The sequence below is a fragment of the Bradyrhizobium sp. AUGA SZCCT0182 genome, from assembly GCF_018130185.1.
GTDB lineage: Bacteria > Pseudomonadota > Alphaproteobacteria > Rhizobiales > Xanthobacteraceae > Bradyrhizobium.
In genome coordinates, this window is the sequence record NZ_JAFCLY010000003.1 from 294,406 (window position 1) to 318,004 (window position 23,599).

Sequence of the window (23,599 nt, forward strand, 5' to 3'; positions counted from 1 at the left end):
GCTACCGGCCGAGCGCCTGCGCGATCAACTGGCCTTCCTGGTGCGGGCGGACGTACGAACCGGCTTCTCGGCCTTCTTCGGCGCTTCCTTGACAGTTTCCTTGGCGGCGCGCTTGCCGCTGCCGCTGATCGGCAGCAGCATTTCGCGCTGGCCGGCGGCTGCCTTGCGCGGCTTTTTGCCTTTGGCTTTGCCGTTTTCCTTGCCGTTTTCCTTGCCGCTTTCCTTGGCCGCGGCGGGGGCGGTCTGTTTCTCGTTGGCGAGGCTGCGTTTCAGCGCGTCCATCAGATTGATGACGTTGCCACCGGTCTTCGGTGCCGCCTTCGCCGATGTCTTCTGGCCGTTGCGCTTCTGGTTGATCAGGTCGATCAGCGCCTGCTCGTAGCGATCCTCGAACTGTTCGGGTTCAAACGATCCGGATTTCTGCTCGACGATATGCTTGGCCAGATCCAGCATATCCTTGGTGATCTTCACGTCCTGGATGTCGTCGAAATACTCCTTCTCGCTGCGGACCTCATAGGGGTAGCGCAGCAGGGTCCCCATCAGGCCGTTGTCGAGCGGCTCCAGTGCGATGATGTGCTCACGGTTGGTCAGCACCACGCGGCCGATCGCGACCTTGTCCATGCTGCGGATGGTTTCGCGGATCACCGCAAACGCGTCGTGGCCGACCTTGCCGTCCGGCACGAGGTAATAGGGACGGATCACGTAACGGCTGTCGATATCCGCTCTCGGTACGAACTCATCAATCTCGATGGTGCGGGTCGATTCCAGCGCGAGATCGTCAAGCTCGTCCTTCGACACCTCGATATAGGTGTCGGTGTCGATCTTGTAGCCCTTCATGATGTCTTCGTTGGCGACTTCCTCGCCAGTGTCTGCATCGACCTTGGCATATTTGATGCGATGGCCGGTCTTGCGGTTGATCTGGTTGAACGAGACCTTCTCGGTATCCGAGGTCGCGGGGTACAGGGCGACCGGGCAGGTCACGAGGGAAAGGCGCAAAAAGCCCTTCCAGTTGGCGCGGGGGGCCATGGGAAACTCCGAACAGACGCAACAGACGACCGTGAAGAATACCATCTGCAGACCTGGTTTCAAACACGGCGGGGGAGGGAATCTGCCAACGGCGTTAACCGAGACCGCGCGATATGTTCCGCCGTTCGGCTGCGACCTTTTGGACGACCTGACCGCAAAAATGCCGGGTGCAAGGCCCCGGAACACGATCTGCCATCACGCGTTGCTTTTGACACAGGTGGTGGCGAAGCAATAGCTGGCATTACAGGCACTTACGCAAATGAGGTCCCCCATGGCAACGCGTCGACATGGCCAGATTATCGAAACCCCGACCGAGGCCCGTCAGGCCGAACCGGGCCCGTCGGTGCTGGCGCTCCTGTCCGTCTCAACTGGACTAGCGATCCTGATCCTGGGCGTGGTCTGGTTCGTGTTCTTCCGGACGTAAGGGACGGTGCAAATGACGGCCGCCGGCAGCCCGGCCGGACGATGCACGCCGGTTGCCGGTGGCGTGCGGTTGGAATAGCACCGTGGTGTCCCTTAGCCGGAAATGCGTACGCGGATGAGCTTCACCTACGTCATTCCGGATATTCACGGCCGTGATGATCTGCTGAGCCGCGCGCTCCTGGAGATCGACGCACATGCGTCCGGCAAAATCGGCGTCATCGTCACCATCGGCGACTACGTCAACAAGGGCCCGCAGAGCAGGCAGGTGATCGAGCGGCTGCTGCCAGGCATTGGCGGCGGCTGGCGGTTTGTTGCGCTGAAGGGCAATCACGACGCGATGATGGTCGAAGGGCTGCGCGATCCGGCGAAGCAGGCTTTTTGGCTGGAGCGGGGCGGCGACACGGCGCTGGCGTCCTATGGCGGCGATCCCGCCGCGGTGCCGCACGCCCATATCGCGTGGCTCGATCAATTGCGGCTGCTGTATGTCGATGCGCGCCGCCTCTATGTGCACGCGGGCGTCGAAGCAGCGACGCCGCTGGAGAAGCAGAGCGAAAAAACCCTGTTATGGAAACGCTACCCGAAGGACGATTCGAGCGGGTTCGGCGAACTCCACGTCGTGCACGGCCACGACAATGATCCCGAAGGCCCACTGTTGTACGAGGGCCGCACCAATCTCGACACCGCCGCCTGGAAATCCGGACGGCTGACGGTTGGGGTGTTCGACGATGGCCGGCCGGGCGGCCCTGTCGATTTCATCGTGGTCCGTGGGGCAGACGGTCGTTAGCCGCGCTTTTGGGCGCTTTGGGCGGCCGATTCGGCATGCCAGGCGTTACCTGCGACTGACGGCCGCGCCGTTGCGGGCCGCCATGAAGAAAAAGTAACCTAGCGCGGAGTAACCGTTCATTGGCCGTTCACGCCGGTGAGCCTCATCTTGTGGCAGGTTTCGTGAAGTTCACCATTGGAGGCCAGCGTGCGCCTGCTTGTCGTCGAAGATGACCCCGATCTCAACCGTCAGCTTACGACGGCGCTGACGGATGCCGGTTATGTGGTCGATCGCGCGTTCGACGGCGAGGAGGGGCACTACCTCGGTGACAGTGAACCCTATGACGCCGTCGTTCTCGACATCGGCCTGCCGAAGATGGACGGCATCTCGGTGCTGGAGTCGTGGCGCCGCAACGGACGGGCGATGCCGGTGTTGATCCTCACCGCCCGCGACCGCTGGAGCGACAAGGTGCAGGGCTTCGACGCCGGCGCCGACGACTATGTCGCAAAGCCCTTTCATCTCGAAGAAGTCCTGGCGCGGATCCGCGCGCTGCTCCGCCGTTCGACCGGTCACGCCCAGTCGGAACTGACCTGCGGCCCGGTTTCGCTGGACACCCGCACCGGCCGGGTCAGCGTATCGGGCAATCCGATCAAGATGACGTCGCACGAATATCGCTTGCTCGCCTATCTCATGCATCATACCGGGCGCGTGGTGTCGCGCACCGAACTGGTCGAACATCTCTATGACCAGGATTTTGACCGCGATTCCAACACCATCGAAGTGTTCGTCGGCCGGATCCGCAAGAAGCTCGACGTCGATATCATCCAGACCGTGCGCGGGCTCGGCTATCTCCTGACGCCGCCCGCCCCGGGCACGTGACTGCCGGCCTCTGATTAAAGGCGTTGACGAAGCAACACGCTTACTTCTTTGTTTGAGCATGTTTTTGTCTGAAAACCGGCCGCCACTTTTCCGGATCGCGTCCTGATGCGCGGCTCCTCGCTCGCCACACGGTTGTTCCTGTCGGCGACCGCGTGGGTAGTGGTGATCCTTGTCATCACCGGGTTCGTGCTGTCGTCGGTCTATCGCGATGCCACCGAGCGCGCTTTCGACCGCCGCCTCAATCTCTATCTGCGCACGCTGATTGCCGAGGTCGCCACGCCGGACGAGCCGCCCGACCACCCGTTCCAGTCGCTCGGCGAGCCGTTGTTCGAGCTGCCGCTGTCGGGCTGGTACTGGCAGGTTGTGCGCACCGACGGCGACAAGCCCGAAGCGCGGGTGTCGCGTTCGCTGTGGGACAAGAAGCTGCCGAAACTCGAGGAGCACGGCGCCGAACTGACCGCGGCCGGCATCCGTCTCGGCTATGTCGACGGCCCCGAGGGGCAGACTTTGCGGATGGTGGAGCGGCCGGTCGACCTCGGCGCGGACGGCAAATTCCTGATCGGCGTCGCCGGCGATGCCGGCGAGATCTTCGACGAGACGCGCAGCTTCGACTATTACCTCGGCGGCACCTTCGCGGCGCTCGGCATCGTGCTGCTGCTGACCACGATCTTCCAGGTCCGCTTCGGGCTTGCGCCGCTCAAGCGCATTTCCGAATCGATCGCCGATATCCGTTCCGGCCGTGCCGAACGGCTGGAGGGCGAGTTTCCTGTCGAGATCGCGCCACTGGCGCGCGAGACCAACGCGCTGATCGACGCCAACCGGGAAATCGTCGAGCGCGCCCGCACCCATGTCGGCAATCTCGCCCACGCCATCAAGACGCCGTTATCGGTCATCGTCAACGAGGCCGCCGCGCACCCCGTCGATGCCTTTGCCAGCAAGGTGCTGGAGCAGGCCGACGTGATGCGCGATCAGGTGGCGCATCATCTGGAGCGCGCGCGCATCGCCGCGCGCGTCACGGTGGTCGGCACCGTCACCGAGGTCGCGCCCGCGATCGAGGCGTTGCGGCGGACCATGGAAAAGATCCACCGGGATCGCGCCATCGCGATCAATCTGAAAGCCGATCCTCGCGCGAAATTTCGCGGCGAACGCCAGGACCTCGAGGAGATGGCCGGCAACCTGGTCGACAACGCCTGCAAATGGGCCGCCGCGCAGGTCCTGATCGAGGTGCTGGTCGAGTCGGCGGCGGAGCCTAGCGCCGGGCCGCGGCTGCGGATCATCGTCGATGATGACGGCCGCGGGCTGTCGGCCGACGAGCGCGCGCAGGTCTCGCGGCGCGGACAGCGGCTGGACGAATCCAAGCCGGGCTCTGGCCTCGGGCTCTCGATCGTGGTCGATCTCGCCGCCCTCTATGGCGGCAGCCTTGCGCTCGGTGATGCCCCGATCGGCGGCTTGCGGGCCGAACTGCTGCTGCCGGGGGTTTGAGCGCGAAAAGCGATTGAATCCGGTCCGGGGGACCGGCCATGCCGCCCTTGATTTCATCATTCCTAAACGACTTCTTAACGCGCGCACTTTTATGATGGCGGTTGGACGCGCTTTGCCGTCCGGACGACACACGCATATCCACACCGGGCGCATGAGCCAGACATCGACCGAGCGGCTGAGGGACTATCTCGCCCAGCTCCCGCCTCAGGCGCAGGCGCTGCTGATGCGCTCGTTCGAGCGCGCGATCGAGCGCGGCGAGGAAGTCGCGGTCGCCACCCTCGTGCTCGAGCAATTGCGCAAGGTGGTGCGCGGAACCGAGGAAGACGAGGAAATACGGCCGCGGACCGACGATCCGGCGCGCCTGCTGTTTCGCCCCATCGAGCCGTTTCTGGTCGAAAGCAATTTCCCGATGCGGCAGGGCCAGATCCGCCGCACCTCGCTGCTGCCGGTCTGGCAATGGTTGGCCCGGGACGGCGCGCCGGAGCAGGCGCGGGCCTTCGAAGCCGCGCTGGCCGAGATCAGGCTGAGCGGTTCGACCGCGGGACTGGAATCGGAGACGCGCAAATTCCAGCTCGCCGCCGCTGAGGCGATCGCCAAGGTCGCGGCGCCGGTGCAGGGCGACGATCGGCAGCGTTCGCTCGCCCGTATCGGCCCGCCCAACGTCGTCGAGGACTTCCTGTCGATCGGGTCGGTTTTGCGGGCCCGCGAGGCGATGGACACGCTGGGCAGCCGGCTTCCCAGCCAGTTGCGGGCGTTGTCGGAATCCCAGATCGCGTCGGTGACCTCGGCGCTCAATGTTCCCTCGCTGCAGACGCCGCAACTGCTGCCGTTCGCGCTGTCGCTGATCATGCAGCGGCTGGCGGCGCCGTGGCAGATCATCCGCCTCGCGATCAGGATGGCGGCTTCCGACGATGAAATTCGTGTCGCCGCGACGCCGTACGGCATCGCCGTCACGCTCGCGCTGCACGATCTGTCCTTTCTCGCGGCCTGCCTGCGCACCGACATCAGGCGTGGCCAGTTCGACAATGTCAGCGAACAGCTGAAGACGCTGCATGACGGCGTGCGCGGCCTGCGCACCGAACTCGACCTGCGCAACGATTCCACATGGGGCAAGCAGCTGACCTCGATCCGCGCCGACATTTCCAATTCGCTGCAGTCGGAAATCGACAGCGTGCCCGGCCGGGTCCGGCGCATCCTGCGCCAGCGCGCCGACAAGGACATTTCGTCGGCTCCCAAAATCGACGCCACGGACGTCGAGGAAACCGCGGCCCTGATCGATTTCGTCGCGGTTTGCCGCACCTATGCCAGCGAACTTGCGATCAACGAGGTCACGTTGCGGACCTATTCCGACCTGCAGCATTATGTCGAGCACTCGACCGAGGCGCTGGTGCAGGCGCTGCGCGGCGGCGACACCAAGGCGCGCGCCTACCGGCAACTGCAGGCCAAGGCGGCGATCCGCTTCTGCGAAGTCCTGTTCGGCCATGATTACGCGTCGCTGATGAGCAGGGCGGCCGAAAACGCCGTCACGGGCGAGCGCAAATCCGCCGAGCGCAAGTCCACCCGCAACGGATAGGACGCCAGGGCCGTCGCACCCTCACACCTTGCGGCGATCCTTGTTCGCGCGCAGGAATTCGGCGAACGCCTTCAGCGTCACATCCGACACGTGATGTTCGATGCCCTCGGCATCGCCCTCTGCCGCTTCCTGCGGGACGCCCAGCGCCAGCAAGACATCCACCACAAGGCGGTGACGCGCGCGGACTCGCTTGGCGAGCGTCTCGCCCTTCTCGGTCAGGAACACCCCGCGATAGGGCCGCGCGGTCACGAGATCTTCCCGCTTCAACCGCGCGATGGTGTCGATGGCCGTCGGGTGCGACACGCCGAGCCGGCGTGCGATATCGGTCGGGCGCGCCTCGCCGGTCGTGCCTAACAGATCGGAGATCAGTTCGACATAATCTTCCAGAACCGCGGTCGAGCGCGCCGACCGCGCTTTTCCAAAGCGGCGCGCCTGCGTTTGCTCCGTGGGGAGCGGCTGCATCGATTTGGCCCGGTCTGTCGAGGGCTTGCGCAACACGGCACCTTTCCAGGCGAATCCATCGAGAGGAGGCAGACCATGGCGTGCTGCCGACCACATTGCAAGTTGGCGGCGTGTCGCGAATCCGCAACAGGCCGGCACGAGCTTGCGACGACCGGCCGCGGCAGTCTTGACAGTTAACGGGGCAACATTAACATGTAGCCTTACCTACGTTTTAAGGTCGCAGCTTATCCGGACCGGTTCCTGTAGCGCGATGAAGGTTGGGGACGAGATGCGCGCGACACGAATGGCCCTTCTGGGCACCTCTGCATTTGCAATGGTATGTTTGAGCCAGGCTGCGGCGCTCTCGCAGACGGCTACGGCTACGCCTGCGCCATCGCCGTCTCCGGCCGCACCTCAGGCGCCTGCCGAGCCGCCCGCGCCGGCGGCCCCGGCAACGGGACAAGCTCCGGCGGCTCCCGCTCAATCGCAGACGGCACCGCCGCAACCGGCCACCGCCGCCGGGCCGCAAGACAAGCCCGCCGCTCCGGCTGAAATCGACATGCCGCAAGTGACCGTGGAGGGGCGCCAGCCCAAGCCGGCGCGGCGGGCAGGGCGCTCCGAGCCCGGCCGGCCTTCACGGGCCATCGCGGCACCGCTGCCTGGTCCCGCCCCGGCGGCCGCGCCAGCCTCGCCCTTCAATCCGCCGTTTGCGCCGTTGTCGACGATCGGCAGCAATCAAATCCAGACCGGCAGCAGCAATGGCGGGTTTGGCAGCCTGTTCTCCAACATGCCCGGCGCGACTTCCGCCGGACTGGCCACGGAGTCGTCCCGCCCCATTCTGCGCGGCTTGTCGGACGCCAAGGTCCGCATTCAGGAGAACGGCGTCGGTGCGGTCGACGTGTCGGATATCGCGCAGGACCACGCCGTACCGATCGATCCTCTCGCGATCCAGAAGGTCGACGTCGTTCGCGGACCGGGAGCGCTCCGGTTCGGCTCGCAGGCCGTCGGCGGCGTGGTCGACGTCAACAACAACCGAATTCCGACCGCCGCTCCAGTGGGTGGGGTGGCCGCGGAACTGAGATCGGGTGTGACGAGCGTCAACAAAGGATGGGAAAGCGGTCTGTTGCTGGATGCCGGCGGTCGCAACGCCGCCGTTCACGCCGACATCTATGGGCGATCCTCCAGCGATTACAGCATCCCGAGTTATCCCTATCTCGTTCCCCCAAACCCCGCGCCCGTCGGCAACGGCAGGCAACCGAACTCGGCCTCGCAGAGCGCGGGGGCGGCGGTCGGCGGCTCTTATTTGTTCGACGGCGGCTATGCCGGCATCGCGGTCTCGCGCTTCACCAGCGACTATTTCGTTCCGGGTATCGCGACCGCGGCCGCCCGCCAGCACAACGATCTCGAGCAGACCAAGATTACCAGCAAGGGCGAATATCGCCCGGACGCGGCCGCGCTTGCGGCCGTCAGGTACTGGACCGGATATTCGGAGTACAGGCATGACGAGACTGTGCTCGCCGGTCCCGGTTACGAGGGGATCACGGCCACCTTCAAGAACACGCAGACCGAGGGCAAGATCGAGCTCGAATCTGCGGCGTTCGCCACGCCGATCGGGGCGCTGACCAGCATTATCGGTGCACAGGGCGCCTACCAGCAACTGGATACGGCCGGCCAGGCCATCCTGCTTCCTGCCAAGACCACAACGGCGGCGGCGTATTTCCTCAATGAGGTAAGGCACACGGAGACGCTGCGCACGCAATTGGCGGGACGCATCGAGGGCGTCGATATCGCCGGAACGGCGTTCACCTTCCCGCCGAATTTTCTGCCGCCGCCCAATGAACCGGGCAGGGCCGCGGCCAAGCTCGACTTCATGCCGAAGAGCGTCAGTTTCGGAATCATCAAGGATCTTCCGTCCTACCTGGTCGCGAGCCTGACGCTGCAGCGGATCGAACGCGCACCGCGCGCGCTTGAATTGTTCGCGCAAGGTCCTGATGGTTCGGAGAAGACCTTCAAGATCGGCAATCCGAACCTGGGGATCGAGACCGCGCAGACGGCGGAAATCGGCCTGAAGCGCACGGCCGGCGATTTCAGGTTCGCCGCGAACGCCTATTACACGTCGTACGACAAGTTCATCTTCTCGCGCGCCACCGGCATCCTTTGCCAGGAAACGTTTGCCACATGCGGAGCCGGCACCGATTACATCCAGGTCAATTACGATCAGCGCGACGCGACGTTTCGCGGCGGCGAGCTGGCCTGGCAATGGGACGTCGCACCGCTCGCCAACGGTACGTTCGGTGTGGACGGACAATTCGATGTCGTGCGCGCGACGTTCACCGACGGCAGCAATGTTCCGCGCATCCCGCCGATGCGGCTCGGCGGCGGCGCCTATTGGCGGAACGACAGCTGGTTTGCCCGCGTCGGCCTGCTGCACGCATTCGCGCAGAACGACGTTTCGCAGTTCGATACGACGACCGGCGGATACGATCTGCTCAAGGTGCAGCTGGAGAACCGGCAGTTCTGGAAGGATTCGCCGTGGGGCGCGGTCGAGGTCGTGACCGGACTGGTCGGCGACAATCTGCTCAACGCCAACATCCGCAATGCCGTTCAATTCCACAAGGACGAGATCCTGCAGCCCGGGCGCGGTTTCAAGCTCTTTCTCAACGTCAAATACGGCGTCGATCGGCCGAGCGGAGCGCCGGGTTCGTCCTTCGGGATGGCGCGGGGGCCGGGCGGCAGCATGTACTACAAATCGCCGCGGATGCTCGACGCGGCCTGGAACTGGGCAGGCATCTATGCCGGCGGCAATGTCGGGTATGTCGGCGGCAGGGCTGTTACCAGCGCGGTGTTCAGCGAGGATGCGACCGGCCTGCCGTTTGACGGCGGCCGCCTGTTCTCCACGCGCGGCAGCGCCAGTATTGGCGGGCAGGCCGGCTACAATTGGATCTCCGGCCGATTGGTCGCCGGCATCGAAGGCGATTTCGAGTACCGCAATCAGCGCGGACGCAGCACCACGACATGTCCCGGCAATGTCTGCAACGCGGCGCTGGCTCCGCTCGACGCACCCGTGACGGCAAGCCTGGATTACCAACTGGGATGGGTCGCCTCCGTTCGCGGGCGCGTCGGCGCGCTCGTTTCACCCGGCCTGCTTGCCTATGTCACGGCGGGCGTGCCGTTCGGCAAGATAACGACGTCGACGTCGGTCACAGGTTTCGATAATGCGGGTGCCGCGACGACCGCAGCTTTGAATACCGACACCTACCGGTTTGGCTGGGCCGTCGGCGGCGGTCTGGAGACCCGCCTCGCGGGCAACTGGACCGGCAAGCTCGAATATCTTCACATGGATTTCGGTTCGGTGCGTTCCACGCCGGCCACCGCCGCCAACACGGCGGTCGCGTTCGATTCCAACACGAGGGTGACCAGCGATGGCGTCAGGGTCGGCGTGAACTACAAGTTCGGCGCCGGCGGCGCGATCATTGCGGATTGATCCGGTGTTGTGGCGCAAACTGGGCTGGCGGCGGCCTCTGTCACAAGACTTTCAAATACGTCTGCTCATACTTTGTCCAGCTGGCTATGGCCTCTGCCGTGGGGCAGGACAATTGATATGGTCGGCGGGGCCGCCTGAATTTTAGAGCAAGGCAGGCGGCCCACTCAGTTTCACCGATGCCTGGTTCCTGACGCCGCCGCCCCGGACGTCTGATATCTGCAACTCTGCAGTCCGTTCTTGTCCGCGCTATTTCACGGTGAAGCGGATCGGTAGTCTCACGACAACAGAATCGCCCGGAAAATTTGCGGGCGGCGTCGGAAAAGGCTCCGCGCGCTTGAGCAGCGCGACCGCTTCCTCGTCGAGCGCGCTGGAGCCCGAACTTTCAATCACGCGCGCGTTGGCCACCATTCCCTTGCGATCGAGCGCAAACGACACGCGTGCCGTCCCTTGCCGCGGCCGCGCGGCTTCCGGATAGCGCTTGTTCTTTTCGATCAAGGCGAGGACTTTGGTTCGCCATGTCACCGCGGCTTCCGAATCTTTCACATTCGGCGCGCCCTGTGTCGGCGCCACCGCCACCGGCGCGATGCGCTCCGGGACAGCTGCGGGTGCCGACGTGGTAGCGGCCGCCGCCTGCTGCTGCGGCGTCACCTCAGGCTGTGGTTTGCTCTGCAGCGCCACGGCCGCATCCGGATTGGGCGCGGGGGGCAGCTCAGGTGTTTCATCGGGCGGAGTCACGTCGGGCTTCGCCACGGGCTGCGCTTCCGACATCACCTGTTCCGGGCCGGGCGCGACATCGGATGGTGTGGTCGAAGGCGCTGCCGGCAACGGTGCGAGGTCGACCACGATCGCACCGGAAGGCTCGGTCGCCGCGACGTCGTCCGGATAGCGCCAGGTCGCTAGAGTGGCCGTCACACCGGCGTAGACGCACAGCACCGCAAGGCCGCTCAGCATCCAGCGTTGCAGGTCGGAACGATCTTCGGCCGCAAGCTGCATCATGGCGACGAGGCTTGTTCCAGTCCGACCAAGGCGACTTTCAGATAGCCGGCGGCGCGCAGCATGTTCATCACCTGCATCACCTCGCCATACGGGACGAGCTTGTCGGCGCGCAGGAAAATTCGGCTGTCCTTATGGCCGTTGGTGCTCGCATCGAGCACGCCGGGCAGCGCGGCGCGGCCGACCGTCTCGTTCCCGACCGACAGCGAAAGGTCCGGCTTGACCGTCAGATAGACCGGCTTGTCAGGCCGCGGCTGCGGCTCCGCATTCGACGCCGGAAGATCGACCGCGATGTCGACGGTGGCGAGCGGTGCGGCGACCATAAAGATGATGAGCAGGACAAGAATGACATCGATGAACGGTGTCACATTGATCTCATGGACCTCAGCAAGATCGCCATTGCTCTGGTTCACGCTGACAGCCATGGCCGTTACTCCGCCGCCGCGAGATGTCGCCGGACGAGCAGGGCGCCGCCGTCGAGGTCGCGGCCAACGAGGCGGGTGATCTCGGATGATCCGTCGCCGAGCAGCGCGCGGTACGAGCTGATCTGGCGCGCGAACAGATTGTAGATCATGACGGCGGGTATAGCCGCCACCAGCCCAAGCGCCGTCGCCAGCAGCGCCTCGGCGATCCCCGGTGCGACCACCGCGAGATTGGTGGTTTGCGACTTCGAGATCCCGATAAAGCTGTTCATGATTCCCCACACCGTTCCGAACAGTCCGACAAAGGGACCGGTCGATCCGATGGTTGCCAGCACGCCGGTGCCGAACCCGATGCGCCTGCTTGCCGCCGCCTCGATCTGCTGAAGCCGGGACGCAACCCTGGTCTTGATCCCTTCCTTGTCCATTCGATCGGTGCTCAACTTCAATTCCGCCATCGCGCCCTCGAGCAATTGGGCGACCGCCCCCTCGGGCACCTGCCGCACGGCGTCTTCCACGTTCCTCGCGTTGGCGAGTTCGCGCAAGGCGTTCTTCGCATTGCGGCGCGCCTTGATCAGTTCGATCGTCTTTGACAGCCATACCGTCCAGGTCACCACGGTCGCAAAAACCAGGCCGATCATCACGGCTTTGACGACGATGTCGGCCTGCATGAACATGCCCCAGGGGCTGAGATCGCGGGGCAGCAGCGCGGCCGCGATCGCGGTTCTGTCCACACCATCCTGTGCCGACGCCGCAAGCGATGGGAACAAGAACGGGAGCGCAAGTAACGCGGCGCCGCGGCGAACCTTCGGGCCATCCAAAATTCCAACAAGGCCAAATGGAAGGGCGTCGCGTCGAAGAGCTTTCCAGGATCGCATCGGTTTTGCCTCTAAGGGGCTGGGAATTAACGTATTCACCCCATTGTGTAGCATCGCCTACGTCTTGGTGCAAATGCTATAGCTTGGTGCTGCATCCTCCAGCGGCCGCGTCGGGAATGTTTGATCGCACACGCCAGATTTCCGTCGCCAAGATCAAAAGGTAGGCACCTCCATGTCTACGGATGCATAATTATATATGGTCAATTTAAGATTGAGTCAGTGCAGCGAATCCGGCGCTCGGGCTGGGTGGCGTGACTCACGCGTCACTCTCCGGGGATTGCAGGATCTGCGCGAAGTTTCTCGTCGGTTCGCGCGTCGCGCCCGCTGACTCTGCGGCGCCCACACGGGTGAGTCTGCGACCACTCCGGTTTCCCCGGTTTTTCTGCCGCAATTGTCAATTGCCGGGCTTGCCGCCGGTGGTGTAAAGCGGCGCTATCGGTGCCTGCTTCGTAGGCGCCGTTCCGCCCGGGAACCGCTTGATGACGCTGTGGTTTGTGTTCGCGCTGATGACGGTCGCGGCGATCTTTGCCGTGCTCTGGCCGTTGAGTCGCGGTTCGGCGGTGCAAGCCGGTGGCAGCGAGGCTGCCGTTTACAGGGACCAGCTCACCGAGATCGATCGCGATGTCGCCGCCGGCCTGATTGGGCCCTCGGAAGCGGAAGCCGCGCGCGTCGAGATCAGCCGTCGCTTGCTGGCGGCCGCGGATGGCAGGGATGACCTGCCGGCACAGGCGAACCTCGGGCTACGCCGGGCCTCGACCGTCCTGGCGCTGGTGGGGCTGCCGGTTGCGGCGGTTGCTTTCTACCTTTCGTTGGGATCGCCGCAGCTCGGTGATTTCCCGCTCGCCAGCCGCAGCCGCGCCCCCGACGTCAACCAGCCGATCGACAATCTGATCGCGCAGGTCGAGGCGCATCTGGAAAAAAATCCGACCGACGGCCGCGGCTGGAGCGTGCTGGCCCCGGCATTGGCGCGGCTCGGCCGCTACGACGACGCGATCCGCGCGCTGCGCAATTCGATCACTTACAATGGCGACAGCGCCGAGCGTCGGTCCGATCTCGGCGAAGCCCTGACCGGTTCGGCGGGCGGCGTCGTGACCTCGCAGGCCAAAGCCGAATTCGAACGCGCGGCGGCGCTGAACGCCGACGAGCCCAAAGCCGGCTATTTCCTCGGGCTTGCCGCCGAGCAGGATGGCCGTCGCACCGACGCCGCCGCGATCTGGCGCGCGATGCTGGCCAAGGCGCCGGCCGATGCGCCGTGGCGGCCGCTGGTTCAGGCCGCATTGGTGCGGGTCGGCGGTCCGGCGGCACCCGCGCTGTCGAATGATGCGATGGCTGCGGCCAAGGACATGAACGAGGCCGACCGTGGCGCGATGATCCGCGGCATGGTCGACCGCCTTGCCACACGGCTGAAGCAGGACGGCGACGATGTTGAGGGATGGTTGCGGCTGGTGCGGGCCTATATGGTGATGGGCGAGCGCGACAAGGCGGTGAGCGCGCTAGGCGATGCACGACAGGCGGTTGCGAACGATGCCGAACGCTTGCGCCAGCTCAATGAAGGCCTGAAGAATCTCGGGCTTGACGGATGATGGAACCCATCATGCAGGGAACCAAAGGATTATCATGACGCGCAAGCAGCGGCGTTTGACCATGATCGGCGGTTCGCTCGCGGTGCTCGCGGTGGCGGCGGCGCTCGTGCTGAACGCGATGCGCGATTCCATCGTGTTCTTTTCCACCCCTTCGATGGCGGCCGAGAAGCAGATTCCGGCCGGCAAGCGCTTCCGCCTCGGCGGCCTGGTGCAGCCGGGATCGCTGGTGCGCGGCGACAATCTGGCGGTGAATTTCAGCGTCGCCGACGGCGCCGCGAAGTTGCCCGTTGCCTACAAGGGAATCCTGCCCGACCTGTTCCGTGAAGGGCAGGGCGTCATCGCCGAGGGCGCGATCGACGCAACAGGCGTGTTCAGGGCCGACACCGTGCTCGCCAAGCATGACGAGACCTACATGCCCAAGGACGTCGCCGACGCGCTGAAGAAGCAGGGGCACTGGAAGGACGATTACGGCGCCAAGCCGAGCGCTTCGGCGGCGCCCACGCAGGGGGCGCCTAAGTGATCGCGGAAGCCGGACATTACGCGCTGGTGCTGGCGCTGGCGCTGTCGCTGATCCAGTCGACGGTGCCGATCGCCGGGGCGCGCTGGGGCGATGTCGCCTTGATGAATGTCGCGCGCTCCACGGCGCTGGCGCAATTGCTGTTCGTGGCGGTGTCGTTCACGGCGCTGGTGATGCTCCATGTCGGTTCCGATTTCTCCGTCGCCAACGTGTTCGAGAATTCGCACTCGACCAAACCGCTGCTCTACAAGATCACCGGCGTCTGGGGTAATCACGAAGGCTCGATGCTGCTGTGGGTGGCGATCCTTGCGCTGTTCGGCGGTCTCGTCGCGGCCTTCGGCAACAATCTGCCGCTGTCGCTGCGCGCCCATGTGCTGGCGGTGCAGGGCTGGATCGCGGCCGCGTTCTATCTGTTCATCCTGATGACCTCGAACCCGTTCCTGCGCATCGCCACCCCGCCGATCGAGGGCCGCGATCTCAATCCGGTGCTGCAGGACATCGGCCTCGCGGTGCATCCGCCGATGCTCTATCTCGGCTATGTCGGATTCTCGATTTCGTTTTCGTTTGCGGTCGCAGCCCTTCTCGAAGGGCGGATCGATGCGGCCTGGGCGCGCTGGGTGCGGCCCTGGACGCTGGTAGCGTGGATATTCCTCACGCTCGGCATCGCGATGGGCTCGTACTGGGCCTATTACGAACTCGGCTGGGGCGGCTGGTGGTTCTGGGACCCGGTCGAGAATGCCTCGCTGATGCCGTGGCTCGCCGGTACCGCGCTGTTGCATTCCGCCGTTGTGATGGAAAAGCGCAATGCGCTGAAGGTCTGGACCATACTGCTTTCGATCCTGACCTTCTCGCTGTCGCTGCTCGGCACCTTCCTGGTGCGATCGGGCGTGCTGACGTCAGTGCATGCGTTCGCGACCGACCCGACGCGCGGCGTGTTCATCTTGCTGATCCTTTGTTTTTTCATCGGCGGCAGCCTGACGCTGTATGCATGGCGCGCATCGACGCTGAAGCAGGGCGGGTTGTTCGCGCCGATCTCGCGCGAAGGCGCGCTGGTGCTCAACAACCTGTTCCTGACCACGGCCTGCGCGACGGTGTTCGTCGGAACGCTGTATCCGCTGGCGCTGGAAGTTCTGACCGGCGACAAGATTTCGGTCGGCGCGCCGTTCTTCAATCTGACCTTCGGGCCGCTGTTCGTGCCGCTGATGATGGCGATGTCGTTCGGGCCGCTGCTGGCGTGGAAGCGCGGCGACCTGCTCGGCGCGGCGCAGCGGCTGACGGCGGCGGGCATCGCGGCGCTGGTCGCGATTGCCGTGGCGTATGCATGGACCTATGGCGGCAGCACCTTTGCGCCGCTCGCGATCGGGCTTGCGATCTTCGTCATCGCCGGCGCGATGACTGATCTCGCCGAGCGCACGGCCTTGTTTCGCGCCCCCTTTGCGACCGCGATGCAACGCGCGCGGGGCTTGCCACGGGCGACCTGGGGCACCGCGTTCGCGCATGCGGGCGTCGGCGTGGCCCTGATCGGGATCGTCTGCGAGACCACCTGGAACAGCGAATATATCGGCACCTTGAAGCCGAACGGGGTTGCCAGGGTTGCCGGCTACGAATTGAAGCTCGACGGCGTCACGCAGCGGCAGGGACCGAATTACCGCGAGATGATCGCGCAGTTCACGGTTCGTCTGGACAGCGAGAAGCTCAGCGTGATGACGCCGTCCAAGCGCAATTTCACGACGCGGGGATCGTCGACGACGGAGGCCGCGCTGCTGACGCGCGGCGCCAGCCAGCTCTACATCTCGCTCGGCGAGAGCACGAGCGAAGGCGCGGTCGCGGTACGCATCTATCACAAGCCGCTGGTGCTTTTGATCTGGTGGGGCCCCGTGCTGATGGCGTTTGGCGGCCTGCTGTCGCTGTCGGACCGGCGCTTGCGCGTCGGGGCGCCGAAGCCCGCGAAGGCTTCGCGGGCGTTGCAGGCCGCGGAGTGATCCATTGAAAGCGCTCCTGGCCTGCGCATTTGCTACGTTTCTCTTGATCGGATGCCCGGCGGCCTACGCGGTGCAGCCCGACGAGATCATGGCGGACCCGGGCAAGGAAGCCCGCGCGCGCGATCTGTCGCGCGAACTGCGCTGCATGGTGTGTCAGAACCAGTCGATCGACGATTCCGAGGCGCCGCTGGCGCGCGACTTGCGGCTGTTGGTGCGCGAGCGGATTGCTGCCGGCGACAGCAATACGCAGGTGATCGATTTCCTGGTGGCGCGCTACGGCGAATTCGTGCTGCTGCGGCCGCGGTTCAACCCGCATACGCTGGTGCTGTGGCTGTTGCCCCCGCTGGCGCTGCTGGGGGGCGGACTGGCGTTATGGATCTACAGCCGACGCCGTTCGAAATCCCCGGGCACGGAAGATCAAGGCTTGCTGAAGCTGACGGCCGAGGAAGAGGCCCGCCTGGAACGGCTGATCGCCAAGGAAACGTCGCCGGAAAAGCCGGCCTGAAGCCTGTGCCGATTGCAAGCCGGCCGGTTCCGCCGCTACATTGCGGCCGTCAAGAACAACATCGCCAAAGGGGGAATTCGCAATGGCTCTTTCGCTCTACGACGCCAGCGTGGCGAACTATCTGCAAACCCTCGGCGCGGTCAGCGGATTCCTCGACCGCGCGCTGAGCCATTTTGAAGAGAACAACATCGATCCGGAAGCGATCGTCGAGACGCGGCTGGCGGCGGACATGCTGCCGTTCCGCTTCCAGATCATTTCCGTCGTCCAGCATTCCCGCGGCGCCATCGAGGGCGTGCAGCAGGGCCTCTTCAATCCGCCGTCGTTCAAGACCCCGTTCAACTTCGCCGGATTGCAGGCGCACGTGACGCAGGCCCGCGACGCCTTGTCGGCGCTGACGCCGGAGGCGGTCAATGCGCTCGCTGGCCGCGACGTCATCTTCGCGCTGGGCGACCGCAAATTGCCGTTCACGGCCGAAGGCTTCCTGATGTCGTTCTCGCTGCCGAATTTCTATTTCCACGCCACCACGGCTTACGACATCCTGCGCACCAACGGCGTTCCGCTCGGCAAACGGGATTTTATGGGACGCTTGAAGTTGAAGACCTGAGGGCTGGTCTATCCCCACAGGGTCTTCCAAACCGCCGTGCCGAGAATGCCGACGTTGAGGTAGATCGTCGACGACATGCCGAAGGCGCGATAGAGCGGGTGGATGCGGTACCCCACCCAGAACGCAAACCGCATGACGAAGAACACAATAGCGGCGGCGGCAATGACCTTGGTCTGCGCTGCCGTCAGGGTGACGCTGAGGGCGAGCGTGCCCGCCAGAAACAGCACGTATTGCTGAAGCGTGTTGTCGAGCACCCGGCCGTTGATCTCGGTCGCGGCGTCTTCCTTGTGCAGCGTTGGATCGATGGCTTCGCTGAGAAACCGGTTGTTGCCGACGGTGATGATGCCGACCAGCAGCGGGATCGCCGCAAACGCATTGGCCTTCAGGGTGAAGGCGAGCCGGCTGGCAACATCTGTGAGGGCTGCGGTATCCGGCCAAAGCCGGTAGATGCCGGCAACCGCCAGCACCATCGTCAAAACACCGCTCGCGGCTCCGATCGCAACGGTCTTCTGTTCGCGTGTCACGTCCAGCTCCTTAATCTTTCAAATGGATACGAAATGATCTTGTTCAGGCCCGGGCATGTCCGGTTATCGGGGCCGCGATGGTGCTCGCGGCAATCAATTGCAGCACCACGAACAGCCCGTGCAGCGCCGTCGTCACATAGCCGACGACCAGCATGTCCGCGGCGACGAAGAGTTGCCAGAATACCGGATTGGAGGTGCCGAGCAGGACGTGAATCGCCACGGCGGTGAGATGCCAGGCGCGCGATGGTTCGGCGCGCCACATCTGAATGCCCATCAGGAAGGCCAGCCCGTGCGCCTCGATGAAGCCGAGACCGGAATAGGGCGCGGCCGCGACGATTTTGGCGACGGGCCCGCTTGCGAAAAAGATGCCGAGCACGTCGCTGTAGAAGCCGCCGGCCGAAGCGGCAAGCAGGAAGAGGGCGTTGATGCGAAGCAGCGTTTGCCGTGATGCGGTCATCGTGATCTCCGTTTCCTGGCAAGTATCGCGGGCGGCGGCGCCTCGGCGCACTTGCGTAACGACGACGAAGAGTATAGTGCGTACTATACATCGGAGTAAAGTGGGCACTATATAAAAAGATAGTGATCACTATACTTTTTGGAAAGGCGGGAATTTTCAAAGTCATGGATCAAAAACCGGCCCGAAAATCCCGCCTGTCGCTGGCCGATCTCGAACGCGAGACCGAAAAATTCCTCACACCGGCCACGGCCAAGGAGAAGGCGATCATCGATGCCGCGGTCGCCCTGATCGGCGAGCGCGGCGTCGACGGCGCGACGACGGCCGAGATCGCGCGGCGCGCAGGGGTCACCGAGAAGACGATGTTTCGTTACTTCCCCTCAAAGAACGATCTGGTCCGGCGCGTGCTGTTTCCGATCATGCTGCAGCGAGGCCTGACGCGGCAGTGGGAGACGCGCGAAAAGCAGATCAAGGCGAGGGCCCCGAGCCTGAAGGACTGGTTCATCGCGGCCGCCAGCGAGGAGATGGCGATGGTGGTCAAGAACCCGGGAATCGCCCGCACCGTCACCGCGGAGATGATTCAGAACGACGACATCAGGGGCGCGATGGCCGAGCTGTGGCAGCGGCATATCTGGGAACCCATGCTCGAAAGCCTGGACAACCTGCGCGCCGACGGCAGGCTCCGCAGCGATGTCGATGTCGAGGTGCTGGCCCGCGCCGTGCACTGCATGCATGTCGGGTATTTCCTGACGCGCTGTGTGTTCGCCCCCGACCGCAAGTGGGACGACGCCAGCGAAATCGAGAAGATGGCGGATATCCTGGCCAATGGCGCGAGCAGCAAATCCGGGAATAAGTCCAGAAAATCCAGTAAATCCAAGGGCGGTTAGCAGCGCCATTTGCAGCAAATGAGGGGCCGCAACGCCCCTCAAAACGCCACTTTCGGCCGGCGCTAAGCCCTTGGATTGCCTGCGCTAAACTGCCGCAGCCATAACCGCCTCCATTACAAAAGTTTAATTCCCTCGCCAGCGCGCGGTAAGGCGCCAGACCCCATCTTCCGTCCTGTCAGGTGCCCAGCCCCCCGCACCGTCGAATTCTGGATCTGGAGATTTCCCAAAATGACTGAACGTCCCGTCGATCTGTCCTCGCTTCCGTCCTATGGCGCCCCGCGCCGTCAGCTTTTCTCGGCGCGCAAATTCGCGCTGATGGCGTCCGTCGTCGCCGGCCTCGGCGCCGCGGTTTATGGTTTCAGCCCTTCGTCGGGCCCGGTCGATGTGTTCACCAGCGCGGCGCACGCGCAGGTCAACAACGAAGTCCGCAAGGTTGAGCGGCCGATCGGCTTTGCCGACATCGTCGAGCGCGTGAAGCCGTCGGTGATTTCGGTCAAGATCAACATCGCCGAGAAGGTTGCCAGCAAGGACAAGGACGATAGCGCCAACCGGGACGACGACTCGCCGTTCCAGCCGGGCTCGCCGATGGAGCGCTTCTTCCGCCGCTTCGGTGGACCGGATGGTTTGCCGCCCGGTCTGCGCGGTAACCCGCGTGGCGGCCGTGGCCCGGTGACCGGCCAGGGCTCCGGCTTCTTCATCTCGCCTGACGGTTATGCCGTGACCAACAATCACGTCGTCGACGGCGCCGACAAGGTCGAAGTCACGATGGACGACGGCAAGAGCTACTCCGCCAAGGTGATCGGCACCGATCCGCGCACCGACCTCGCGCTGATCAAGGTCGCCGGCCGCACCGACTTCCCGTTCGCAAAGCTGTCCGACTCCAAGCCGCGGATCGGCGACTGGGTGCTCGCGGTCGGTAATCCGTTCGGCCTCGGCGGAACCGTGACCGCCGGCATCGTCTCGGCCTCCGGCCGCGACATCGGCAACGGTCCGTATGACGATTTCATCCAGATCGACGCGCCCGTGAACAAGGGCAACTCGGGTGGACCGGCATTCGATACCGCCGGCGAGGTGATGGGCGTCAACACCGCGATCTATTCGCCGTCCGGCGGCAGCGTCGGCATCGCGTTCTCGATTCCCGCCTCGACGGTAAAAAGCGTGGTCGCCCAGCTCAAGGACAAGGGCTCGGTCGCCCGCGGCTGGATCGGCGTCCAGATCCAGCCCGTGACTTCGGATATCGCCGACAGCCTCGGCCTGAAAAAGGCGGAAGGCGCGCTGGTGGCGGAACCGCAGGCCAATGGTCCGGCGGCCAAGGCCGGCATCGAATCCGGCGACGTCATCACCGCTGTCAACGGCGAAACGGTCAAGGACGCGCGCGAACTCGCCCGAACCATCGGCGGATTGGCGCCGGGAGCCGCGGTTAAGCTCAACGTGCTGCACAAGGGTGCGGACAAGGTCGTCAATCTCACGCTCGGCCAGTTGCCGAACACCGTTGAGGCCAAGGCCAGCATCGACGACGGCGACAAGGCCAAGCCGAACAAGGGAACCGACGTGCCGAAGCTCGGCATGACGGTTGCCCCCGCCAACAGCGTGGCCGGCGCCGGCAAGGAAGGCGTCGTGGTCACCGAGGTCGACCCGAAGAGTGCGGCGGCCGAGCGCGGGTTCAAGGAAGGCGATGTGATCCTGGAAGTGGCCGGCAAGAGCGTCGCTACCGCTGGCGAAGTGCGTGATGCGATCAACGCGGCGCGCACCGACAACAAGAGCAGCGTTCTCATGCGCGTGAAGAGCGGCGGTTCGTCGCGGTTCGTGGCAGTGCCGGTAGCGAAGGGTTAAATACGAGATGGAGGGTTTCGCCGGCAACAGTCGCCCCCGCCGACGGCTCCTTCCGGGGAGCGGGTGCAAAACTCGCTCCCTCCAGCTACCTTTCGATGGAATACGCCCCCCTCTGTCGGAAGGGAAAAGGGCGGCGGGGTCCCCCAGCCTCGCCGCCCGCTTTTTCTACACGAAAGCGTTTTCGAGCAAAGTGGGCACCGGTTTGCGTGATGAAAACGCGTCAAAACAAGAATCCAGAGCTTCGGAGACCGAAGCTCTGGGAACACAAATAATTGCGCGGGTTCCCCGTTGCCTTGCATCGGCATGCGCCACGCGCCATGGTGAGAAAAGGCCCACAACGTGAGCACAACCGCTTCTCAGACCGCAACCGCCTCCCAAATGCGCCTGTTGATCATCGAAGACGACCGCGAGTCCGCCGACTATCTGGTGAAGGCGTTCCGCGAAGTCGGTTATATCGCCGATCTCGCCAGCGATGGCGAGGAAGGGCTGTCGCTCGCCGACAGCGGCGATTACGACGTGCTGGTGGTCGACCGCATGCTGCCGAAGCGCGACGGCCTGTCGCTGATCGGCAGCTTGCGCGAAAAGGGCAACCGCACGCCGGTCCTGATCCTCTCCGCGCTCGGCCAGGTCGACGACCGCATCAAGGGCCTGCGCGCCGGCGGTGACGATTACCTGCCAAAACCCTATTCATTCGCCGAGCTGCTCGCGCGTGTCGAAGTGCTGTCGCGCCGCCATGGCGGTCCGGCCGAGGAAACCACCTACAAGGTCGGCGATCTCGAACTCGACCGGCTGTCGCACCGAGTCGCCCGCGGCAAGGACGAACTGACGCTGCAGCCGCGCGAGTTTCGCCTGCTCGAATATTTGATGAAGCATGCAGGGCAGGTGGTGACGCGCACCATGCTCCTGGAAAACGTCTGGGATTATCATTTCGATCCGCAGACCAACGTCATCGACGTGCATATCTCGCGGCTGCGCTCCAAGATCGACAAGGGCTTCGAGCGGCCCTTGCTGCACACGATCCGCGGCGCCGGATACATGATCCGTGACGGGATCAGATAAGATGCTATAATTGTTGTATCTTTTTTATAGGTCTTGTTTTCAATTGCCAATTATTTACCGGCTCTCTCAACCGTCGGTCGGCTTCGCAGCACCTCCGAAAAGCAAAAGCCCCGCCTAAGCGGGGCTTTCTTCAATCGGCTTGCCGGCATCCGGCAGCATTTTGAGCCATACTCTCAAATCGTCCGGCAGGATGATCGTACGCCTCCCGTGCTTCTTGGCCTTGAGATCACCGCCGCTGATCGCCTCACGAATGGAGGTCAGCCCGATCCCGGTGAGGGCGCTTGCCTCCTCAGGTGACACCGAGAGCCGTTCCGAGAGCGGTACCTTTCCCTTCTGTCCGAACTCGTTCATCAGATAAGAGCCTTATCGTTTGCGGGCCATGGCGTGGCTAGTCTCGTCGCCCTTGTCCTCGACTTGCGATTCCGGCACGGGCGACAATCTCACGCGCCTCCTTGGCCTAGCTTGGTACAGCGGCCGACAAAGAGCGCATGAGATAACGTCGTCATCCCCACATGATGCAATTGGCGGTGCCGAAGCAAAATGGTTGTCAAAAATGCGTGGTGCAATTGGATACCAAAGCGAATGAAAGGAGAGGTCCCCACTTCCCAATTCTTCGCCCCTACTCAGCGCAATAGCTGCGACGAATTCTGGAGCTGGGCGAAGCCTCTGGCCACTGTAACGGTGATCAGCTGCTGATATCGTAAATGGTTCGCCCGGACTCGAGCCTGCAACTGGACCATTATGAACGGCAGAATACAGCTTCGCTCATTTGCTGTGTTATTATGCTCGTTCGATACCACGCGTTTTATTTCGATGGCATCGTTTCTGGTCCGAGCGGTGTTTAGGAAACCGGAGTCACGCGCCAGACGTCGCTCCCGCAAAGTAGAGACCCTACGGCCGAACAGTCGCTCAGGAGCGCGACAGCCTATCTTCTTCGTCGGATTGCAGGATGCTTCATCCCGCTCGTTCTTCGAGCTGCTGCCGATCCATTTCTAACAGTCGGGCCTCTGTAAGCAATGCTCGCGTCCTTCCTGGTCTGTGCGAAACGACTCGATGAACCCGCCTTGGCACTGCGTGACAAAAACCGTCTTCCCGTCTTTGCCACCAAACGACAAATTAGTCGGTTCTTTGCCTTTCAACGCAATCTCCTTCTGAACCGTTCCGTTTGGTTTCATGACGGCAATCGTACCCTTCTGGATTCGAGCTACAAGCAACCTTCCGGAGACATCTGTGCGGAGACCGTCGATCGTGTCGGGCTCACTCTCACAAAGCAGAACGCGCCGCGGGCGG

The 23,599-nt window shown here is 63.9% G+C and carries 21 protein-coding genes and 2 pseudogenes; 14 read left to right on the forward strand and 9 right to left on the reverse strand.

Going from position 1 to position 23,599, the window contains the following annotated elements:
• Positions 1–24: 24 nt before the first annotated feature.
• The gene (locus JQ611_RS05850) at positions 25–1,026 is read right to left on the reverse strand and encodes a Ku protein (protein WP_212464771.1); all 1,002 of its coding nucleotides are present in this window, start codon (positions 1,024–1,026) and stop codon (positions 25–27) included.
• Positions 1,027–1,297: 271 nt separating this feature from the next.
• Here JQ611_RS05850 and JQ611_RS05855 point away from each other — a divergent pair, with 271 nt between their 5' ends.
• From JQ611_RS05855 to JQ611_RS05875, 5 genes are all read left to right on the forward strand, one after another.
• Positions 1,298–1,450 (forward strand): hypothetical protein, encoded by a 153-nt coding sequence (locus tag JQ611_RS05855; protein WP_212265382.1) that lies wholly within the window; start codon positions 1,298–1,300, stop codon positions 1,448–1,450.
• A gap of 114 nt (positions 1,451–1,564) precedes the next feature.
• Entirely contained in the window at positions 1,565–2,233 is a 669-nt protein-coding gene (locus JQ611_RS05860) for a metallophosphoesterase (protein ID WP_212464772.1), read from the forward strand.
• A 186-nt stretch (positions 2,234–2,419) separates the two neighbouring features.
• A complete protein-coding gene (locus JQ611_RS05865; RefSeq protein WP_212205458.1) occupies positions 2,420–3,091 on the forward strand; it encodes a response regulator transcription factor in 672 nt (223 codons plus the stop codon).
• A 105-nt stretch (positions 3,092–3,196) separates the two neighbouring features.
• Entirely contained in the window at positions 3,197–4,573 is a 1,377-nt protein-coding gene (locus JQ611_RS05870; RefSeq protein WP_212464773.1) for a sensor histidine kinase, read from the forward strand.
• A gap of 151 nt (positions 4,574–4,724) precedes the next feature.
• Positions 4,725–6,146: a hypothetical protein gene (locus JQ611_RS05875; protein ID WP_212464774.1), complete on the forward strand. Its 1,422-nt coding sequence runs from the start codon at positions 4,725–4,727 to the stop codon at positions 6,144–6,146.
• Between the two features lie 21 nt (positions 6,147–6,167).
• Here JQ611_RS05875 and mntR read toward each other — a convergent pair whose 3' ends face one another.
• A complete protein-coding gene (gene mntR, locus JQ611_RS05880; RefSeq protein ID WP_312010846.1) occupies positions 6,168–6,644 on the reverse strand; it encodes a manganese-binding transcriptional regulator MntR in 477 nt (158 codons plus the stop codon).
• Between the two features lie 502 nt (positions 6,645–7,146).
• Between mntR and JQ611_RS05885 the strand changes: the two genes are divergently transcribed.
• Positions 7,147–10,071, forward strand: a complete 2,925-nt coding sequence (locus JQ611_RS05885; RefSeq protein ID WP_212464775.1) for a TonB-dependent receptor domain-containing protein — start codon at positions 7,147–7,149, stop codon at positions 10,069–10,071.
• 246 nt (positions 10,072–10,317) lie between these two features.
• On the opposite strand, the gene JQ611_RS05890 is transcribed toward JQ611_RS05885, so the two are convergent.
• The 3 genes and pseudogenes from JQ611_RS05890 to exbB all read right to left on the reverse strand — a co-directional run.
• The gene (locus tag JQ611_RS05890) at positions 10,318–11,067 is read right to left on the reverse strand and encodes an energy transducer TonB (protein ID WP_212265378.1); all 750 of its coding nucleotides are present in this window, start codon (positions 11,065–11,067) and stop codon (positions 10,318–10,320) included.
• Positions 11,064–11,489 (reverse strand): TonB system transport protein ExbD, encoded by a 426-nt coding sequence (gene exbD, locus JQ611_RS05895; RefSeq protein WP_212265377.1) that lies wholly within the window; start codon positions 11,487–11,489, stop codon positions 11,064–11,066. Before exbD ends, JQ611_RS05890 begins: the two co-directional genes overlap by 4 nt.
• A gap of 5 nt (positions 11,490–11,494) precedes the next feature.
• Positions 11,495–12,199 (reverse strand): annotated as a pseudogene (gene exbB, locus JQ611_RS05900) (tonB-system energizer ExbB); the annotation flags it as partial.
• 641 nt (positions 12,200–12,840) lie between these two features.
• Here exbB and ccmI point away from each other — a divergent pair.
• From ccmI to JQ611_RS05925, 5 genes are all read left to right on the forward strand, one after another.
• On the forward strand, positions 12,841–13,944 hold the full coding sequence (gene ccmI / locus JQ611_RS05905; protein ID WP_212265375.1) for a c-type cytochrome biogenesis protein CcmI: 1,104 nt from the start codon (positions 12,841–12,843) through the stop codon (positions 13,942–13,944).
• A 34-nt stretch (positions 13,945–13,978) separates the two neighbouring features.
• Entirely contained in the window at positions 13,979–14,464 is a 486-nt protein-coding gene (gene ccmE, locus JQ611_RS05910) for a cytochrome c maturation protein CcmE (protein ID WP_212385553.1), read from the forward strand.
• Positions 14,461–16,443, forward strand: coding sequence for a heme lyase CcmF/NrfE family subunit (locus tag JQ611_RS05915; protein WP_212464777.1), 1,983 nt, complete (start codon positions 14,461–14,463; stop codon positions 16,441–16,443). The genes ccmE and JQ611_RS05915 overlap by 4 nt, the downstream gene beginning before the upstream one ends.
• 4 nt (positions 16,444–16,447) lie before the next feature.
• Positions 16,448–16,948, forward strand: a complete 501-nt coding sequence (locus JQ611_RS05920; RefSeq protein WP_212464778.1) for a cytochrome c-type biogenesis protein — start codon at positions 16,448–16,450, stop codon at positions 16,946–16,948.
• An 82-nt stretch (positions 16,949–17,030) separates the two neighbouring features.
• Positions 17,031–17,552 (forward strand): DUF1993 family protein, encoded by a 522-nt coding sequence (locus JQ611_RS05925; protein WP_212464779.1) that lies wholly within the window; start codon positions 17,031–17,033, stop codon positions 17,550–17,552.
• 8 nt (positions 17,553–17,560) lie between these two features.
• Here the strand turns inward: JQ611_RS05925 and JQ611_RS05930 are convergent, their stop codons facing one another.
• Together JQ611_RS05930 and JQ611_RS05935 are read right to left on the reverse strand one after the other, a co-directional pair.
• Complete coding sequence (locus JQ611_RS05930; RefSeq protein ID WP_212412521.1) at positions 17,561–18,076, reverse strand: MAPEG family protein; 516 nt, start codon at positions 18,074–18,076, stop codon at positions 17,561–17,563.
• Between the two features lie 43 nt (positions 18,077–18,119).
• On the reverse strand, positions 18,120–18,533 hold the full coding sequence (locus JQ611_RS05935; RefSeq protein WP_212464780.1) for a hypothetical protein: 414 nt from the start codon (positions 18,531–18,533) through the stop codon (positions 18,120–18,122).
• Between the two features lie 164 nt (positions 18,534–18,697).
• Between JQ611_RS05935 and JQ611_RS05940 the strand changes: the two genes are divergently transcribed.
• The 3 genes from JQ611_RS05940 to JQ611_RS05950 all read left to right on the forward strand — a co-directional run bounded on the left by JQ611_RS05940 (position 18,698) and on the right by JQ611_RS05950 (position 22,309).
• Positions 18,698–19,417 carry a TetR/AcrR family transcriptional regulator gene (locus JQ611_RS05940; RefSeq protein WP_212385541.1) on the forward strand — a complete coding sequence of 240 codons (720 nt, stop codon included), beginning with the start codon at positions 18,698–18,700 and terminating at the stop codon, positions 19,415–19,417.
• A 228-nt stretch (positions 19,418–19,645) separates the two neighbouring features.
• Positions 19,646–21,250, forward strand: coding sequence for a Do family serine endopeptidase (locus tag JQ611_RS05945; RefSeq protein WP_212265367.1), 1,605 nt, complete (start codon positions 19,646–19,648; stop codon positions 21,248–21,250).
• Between the two features lie 378 nt (positions 21,251–21,628).
• Positions 21,629–22,309: a response regulator transcription factor gene (locus JQ611_RS05950; RefSeq protein ID WP_192734724.1), complete on the forward strand. Its 681-nt coding sequence runs from the start codon at positions 21,629–21,631 to the stop codon at positions 22,307–22,309.
• Between the two features lie 114 nt (positions 22,310–22,423).
• Here the strand turns inward: JQ611_RS05950 and JQ611_RS05955 are convergent, their stop codons facing one another.
• Together JQ611_RS05955 and JQ611_RS05960 are read right to left on the reverse strand one after the other, a co-directional pair.
• Positions 22,424–22,660: a helix-turn-helix domain-containing protein gene (locus tag JQ611_RS05955; RefSeq protein ID WP_212265366.1), complete on the reverse strand. Its 237-nt coding sequence runs from the start codon at positions 22,658–22,660 to the stop codon at positions 22,424–22,426.
• Positions 22,661–23,301: 641 nt separating this feature from the next.
• Positions 23,302–23,568, reverse strand: a pseudogene (locus tag JQ611_RS05960) (SMP-30/gluconolactonase/LRE family protein); the annotation flags it as partial.
• Positions 23,569–23,599: the final 31 nt, after the last annotated feature.

What these genes read in the sequence shown, in the direction of transcription:
- JQ611_RS05850 (WP_212464771.1), bottom strand. Translation starts at nt 1,026, where the DNA reads ATGGCCCCCCGCGCCAACTGGAAGGGCTTTTTGCGCCTTTCCCTCGTG.
- JQ611_RS05855 (WP_212265382.1), top strand. Translation starts at nt 1,298, where the DNA reads ATGGCAACGCGTCGACATGGCCAGATTATCGAAACCCCGACCGAGGCC.
- JQ611_RS05860 (WP_212464772.1), top strand. Translation starts at nt 1,565, where the DNA reads ATGAGCTTCACCTACGTCATTCCGGATATTCACGGCCGTGATGATCTG.
- JQ611_RS05870 (WP_212464773.1), top strand. Translation starts at nt 3,197, where the DNA reads ATGCGCGGCTCCTCGCTCGCCACACGGTTGTTCCTGTCGGCGACCGCG.
- JQ611_RS05875 (WP_212464774.1), top strand. Translation starts at nt 4,725, where the DNA reads ATGAGCCAGACATCGACCGAGCGGCTGAGGGACTATCTCGCCCAGCTC.
- JQ611_RS05885 (WP_212464775.1), top strand. Translation starts at nt 7,147, where the DNA reads ATGCCGCAAGTGACCGTGGAGGGGCGCCAGCCCAAGCCGGCGCGGCGG.
- JQ611_RS05890 (WP_212265378.1), bottom strand. Translation starts at nt 11,067, where the DNA reads ATGATGCAGCTTGCGGCCGAAGATCGTTCCGACCTGCAACGCTGGATG.
- exbD (WP_212265377.1), bottom strand. Translation starts at nt 11,489, where the DNA reads ATGGCTGTCAGCGTGAACCAGAGCAATGGCGATCTTGCTGAGGTCCAT.
- ccmI (WP_212265375.1), top strand. Translation starts at nt 12,841, where the DNA reads ATGACGCTGTGGTTTGTGTTCGCGCTGATGACGGTCGCGGCGATCTTT.
- ccmE (WP_212385553.1), top strand. Translation starts at nt 13,979, where the DNA reads ATGACGCGCAAGCAGCGGCGTTTGACCATGATCGGCGGTTCGCTCGCG.
- JQ611_RS05925 (WP_212464779.1), top strand. Translation starts at nt 17,031, where the DNA reads ATGGCTCTTTCGCTCTACGACGCCAGCGTGGCGAACTATCTGCAAACC.
- JQ611_RS05935 (WP_212464780.1), bottom strand. Translation starts at nt 18,533, where the DNA reads ATGACCGCATCACGGCAAACGCTGCTTCGCATCAACGCCCTCTTCCTG.
- JQ611_RS05940 (WP_212385541.1), top strand. Translation starts at nt 18,698, where the DNA reads ATGGATCAAAAACCGGCCCGAAAATCCCGCCTGTCGCTGGCCGATCTC.
- JQ611_RS05945 (WP_212265367.1), top strand. Translation starts at nt 19,646, where the DNA reads ATGACTGAACGTCCCGTCGATCTGTCCTCGCTTCCGTCCTATGGCGCC.
- JQ611_RS05950 (WP_192734724.1), top strand. Translation starts at nt 21,629, where the DNA reads ATGCGCCTGTTGATCATCGAAGACGACCGCGAGTCCGCCGACTATCTG.
- JQ611_RS05955 (WP_212265366.1), bottom strand. Translation starts at nt 22,660, where the DNA reads ATGAACGAGTTCGGACAGAAGGGAAAGGTACCGCTCTCGGAACGGCTC.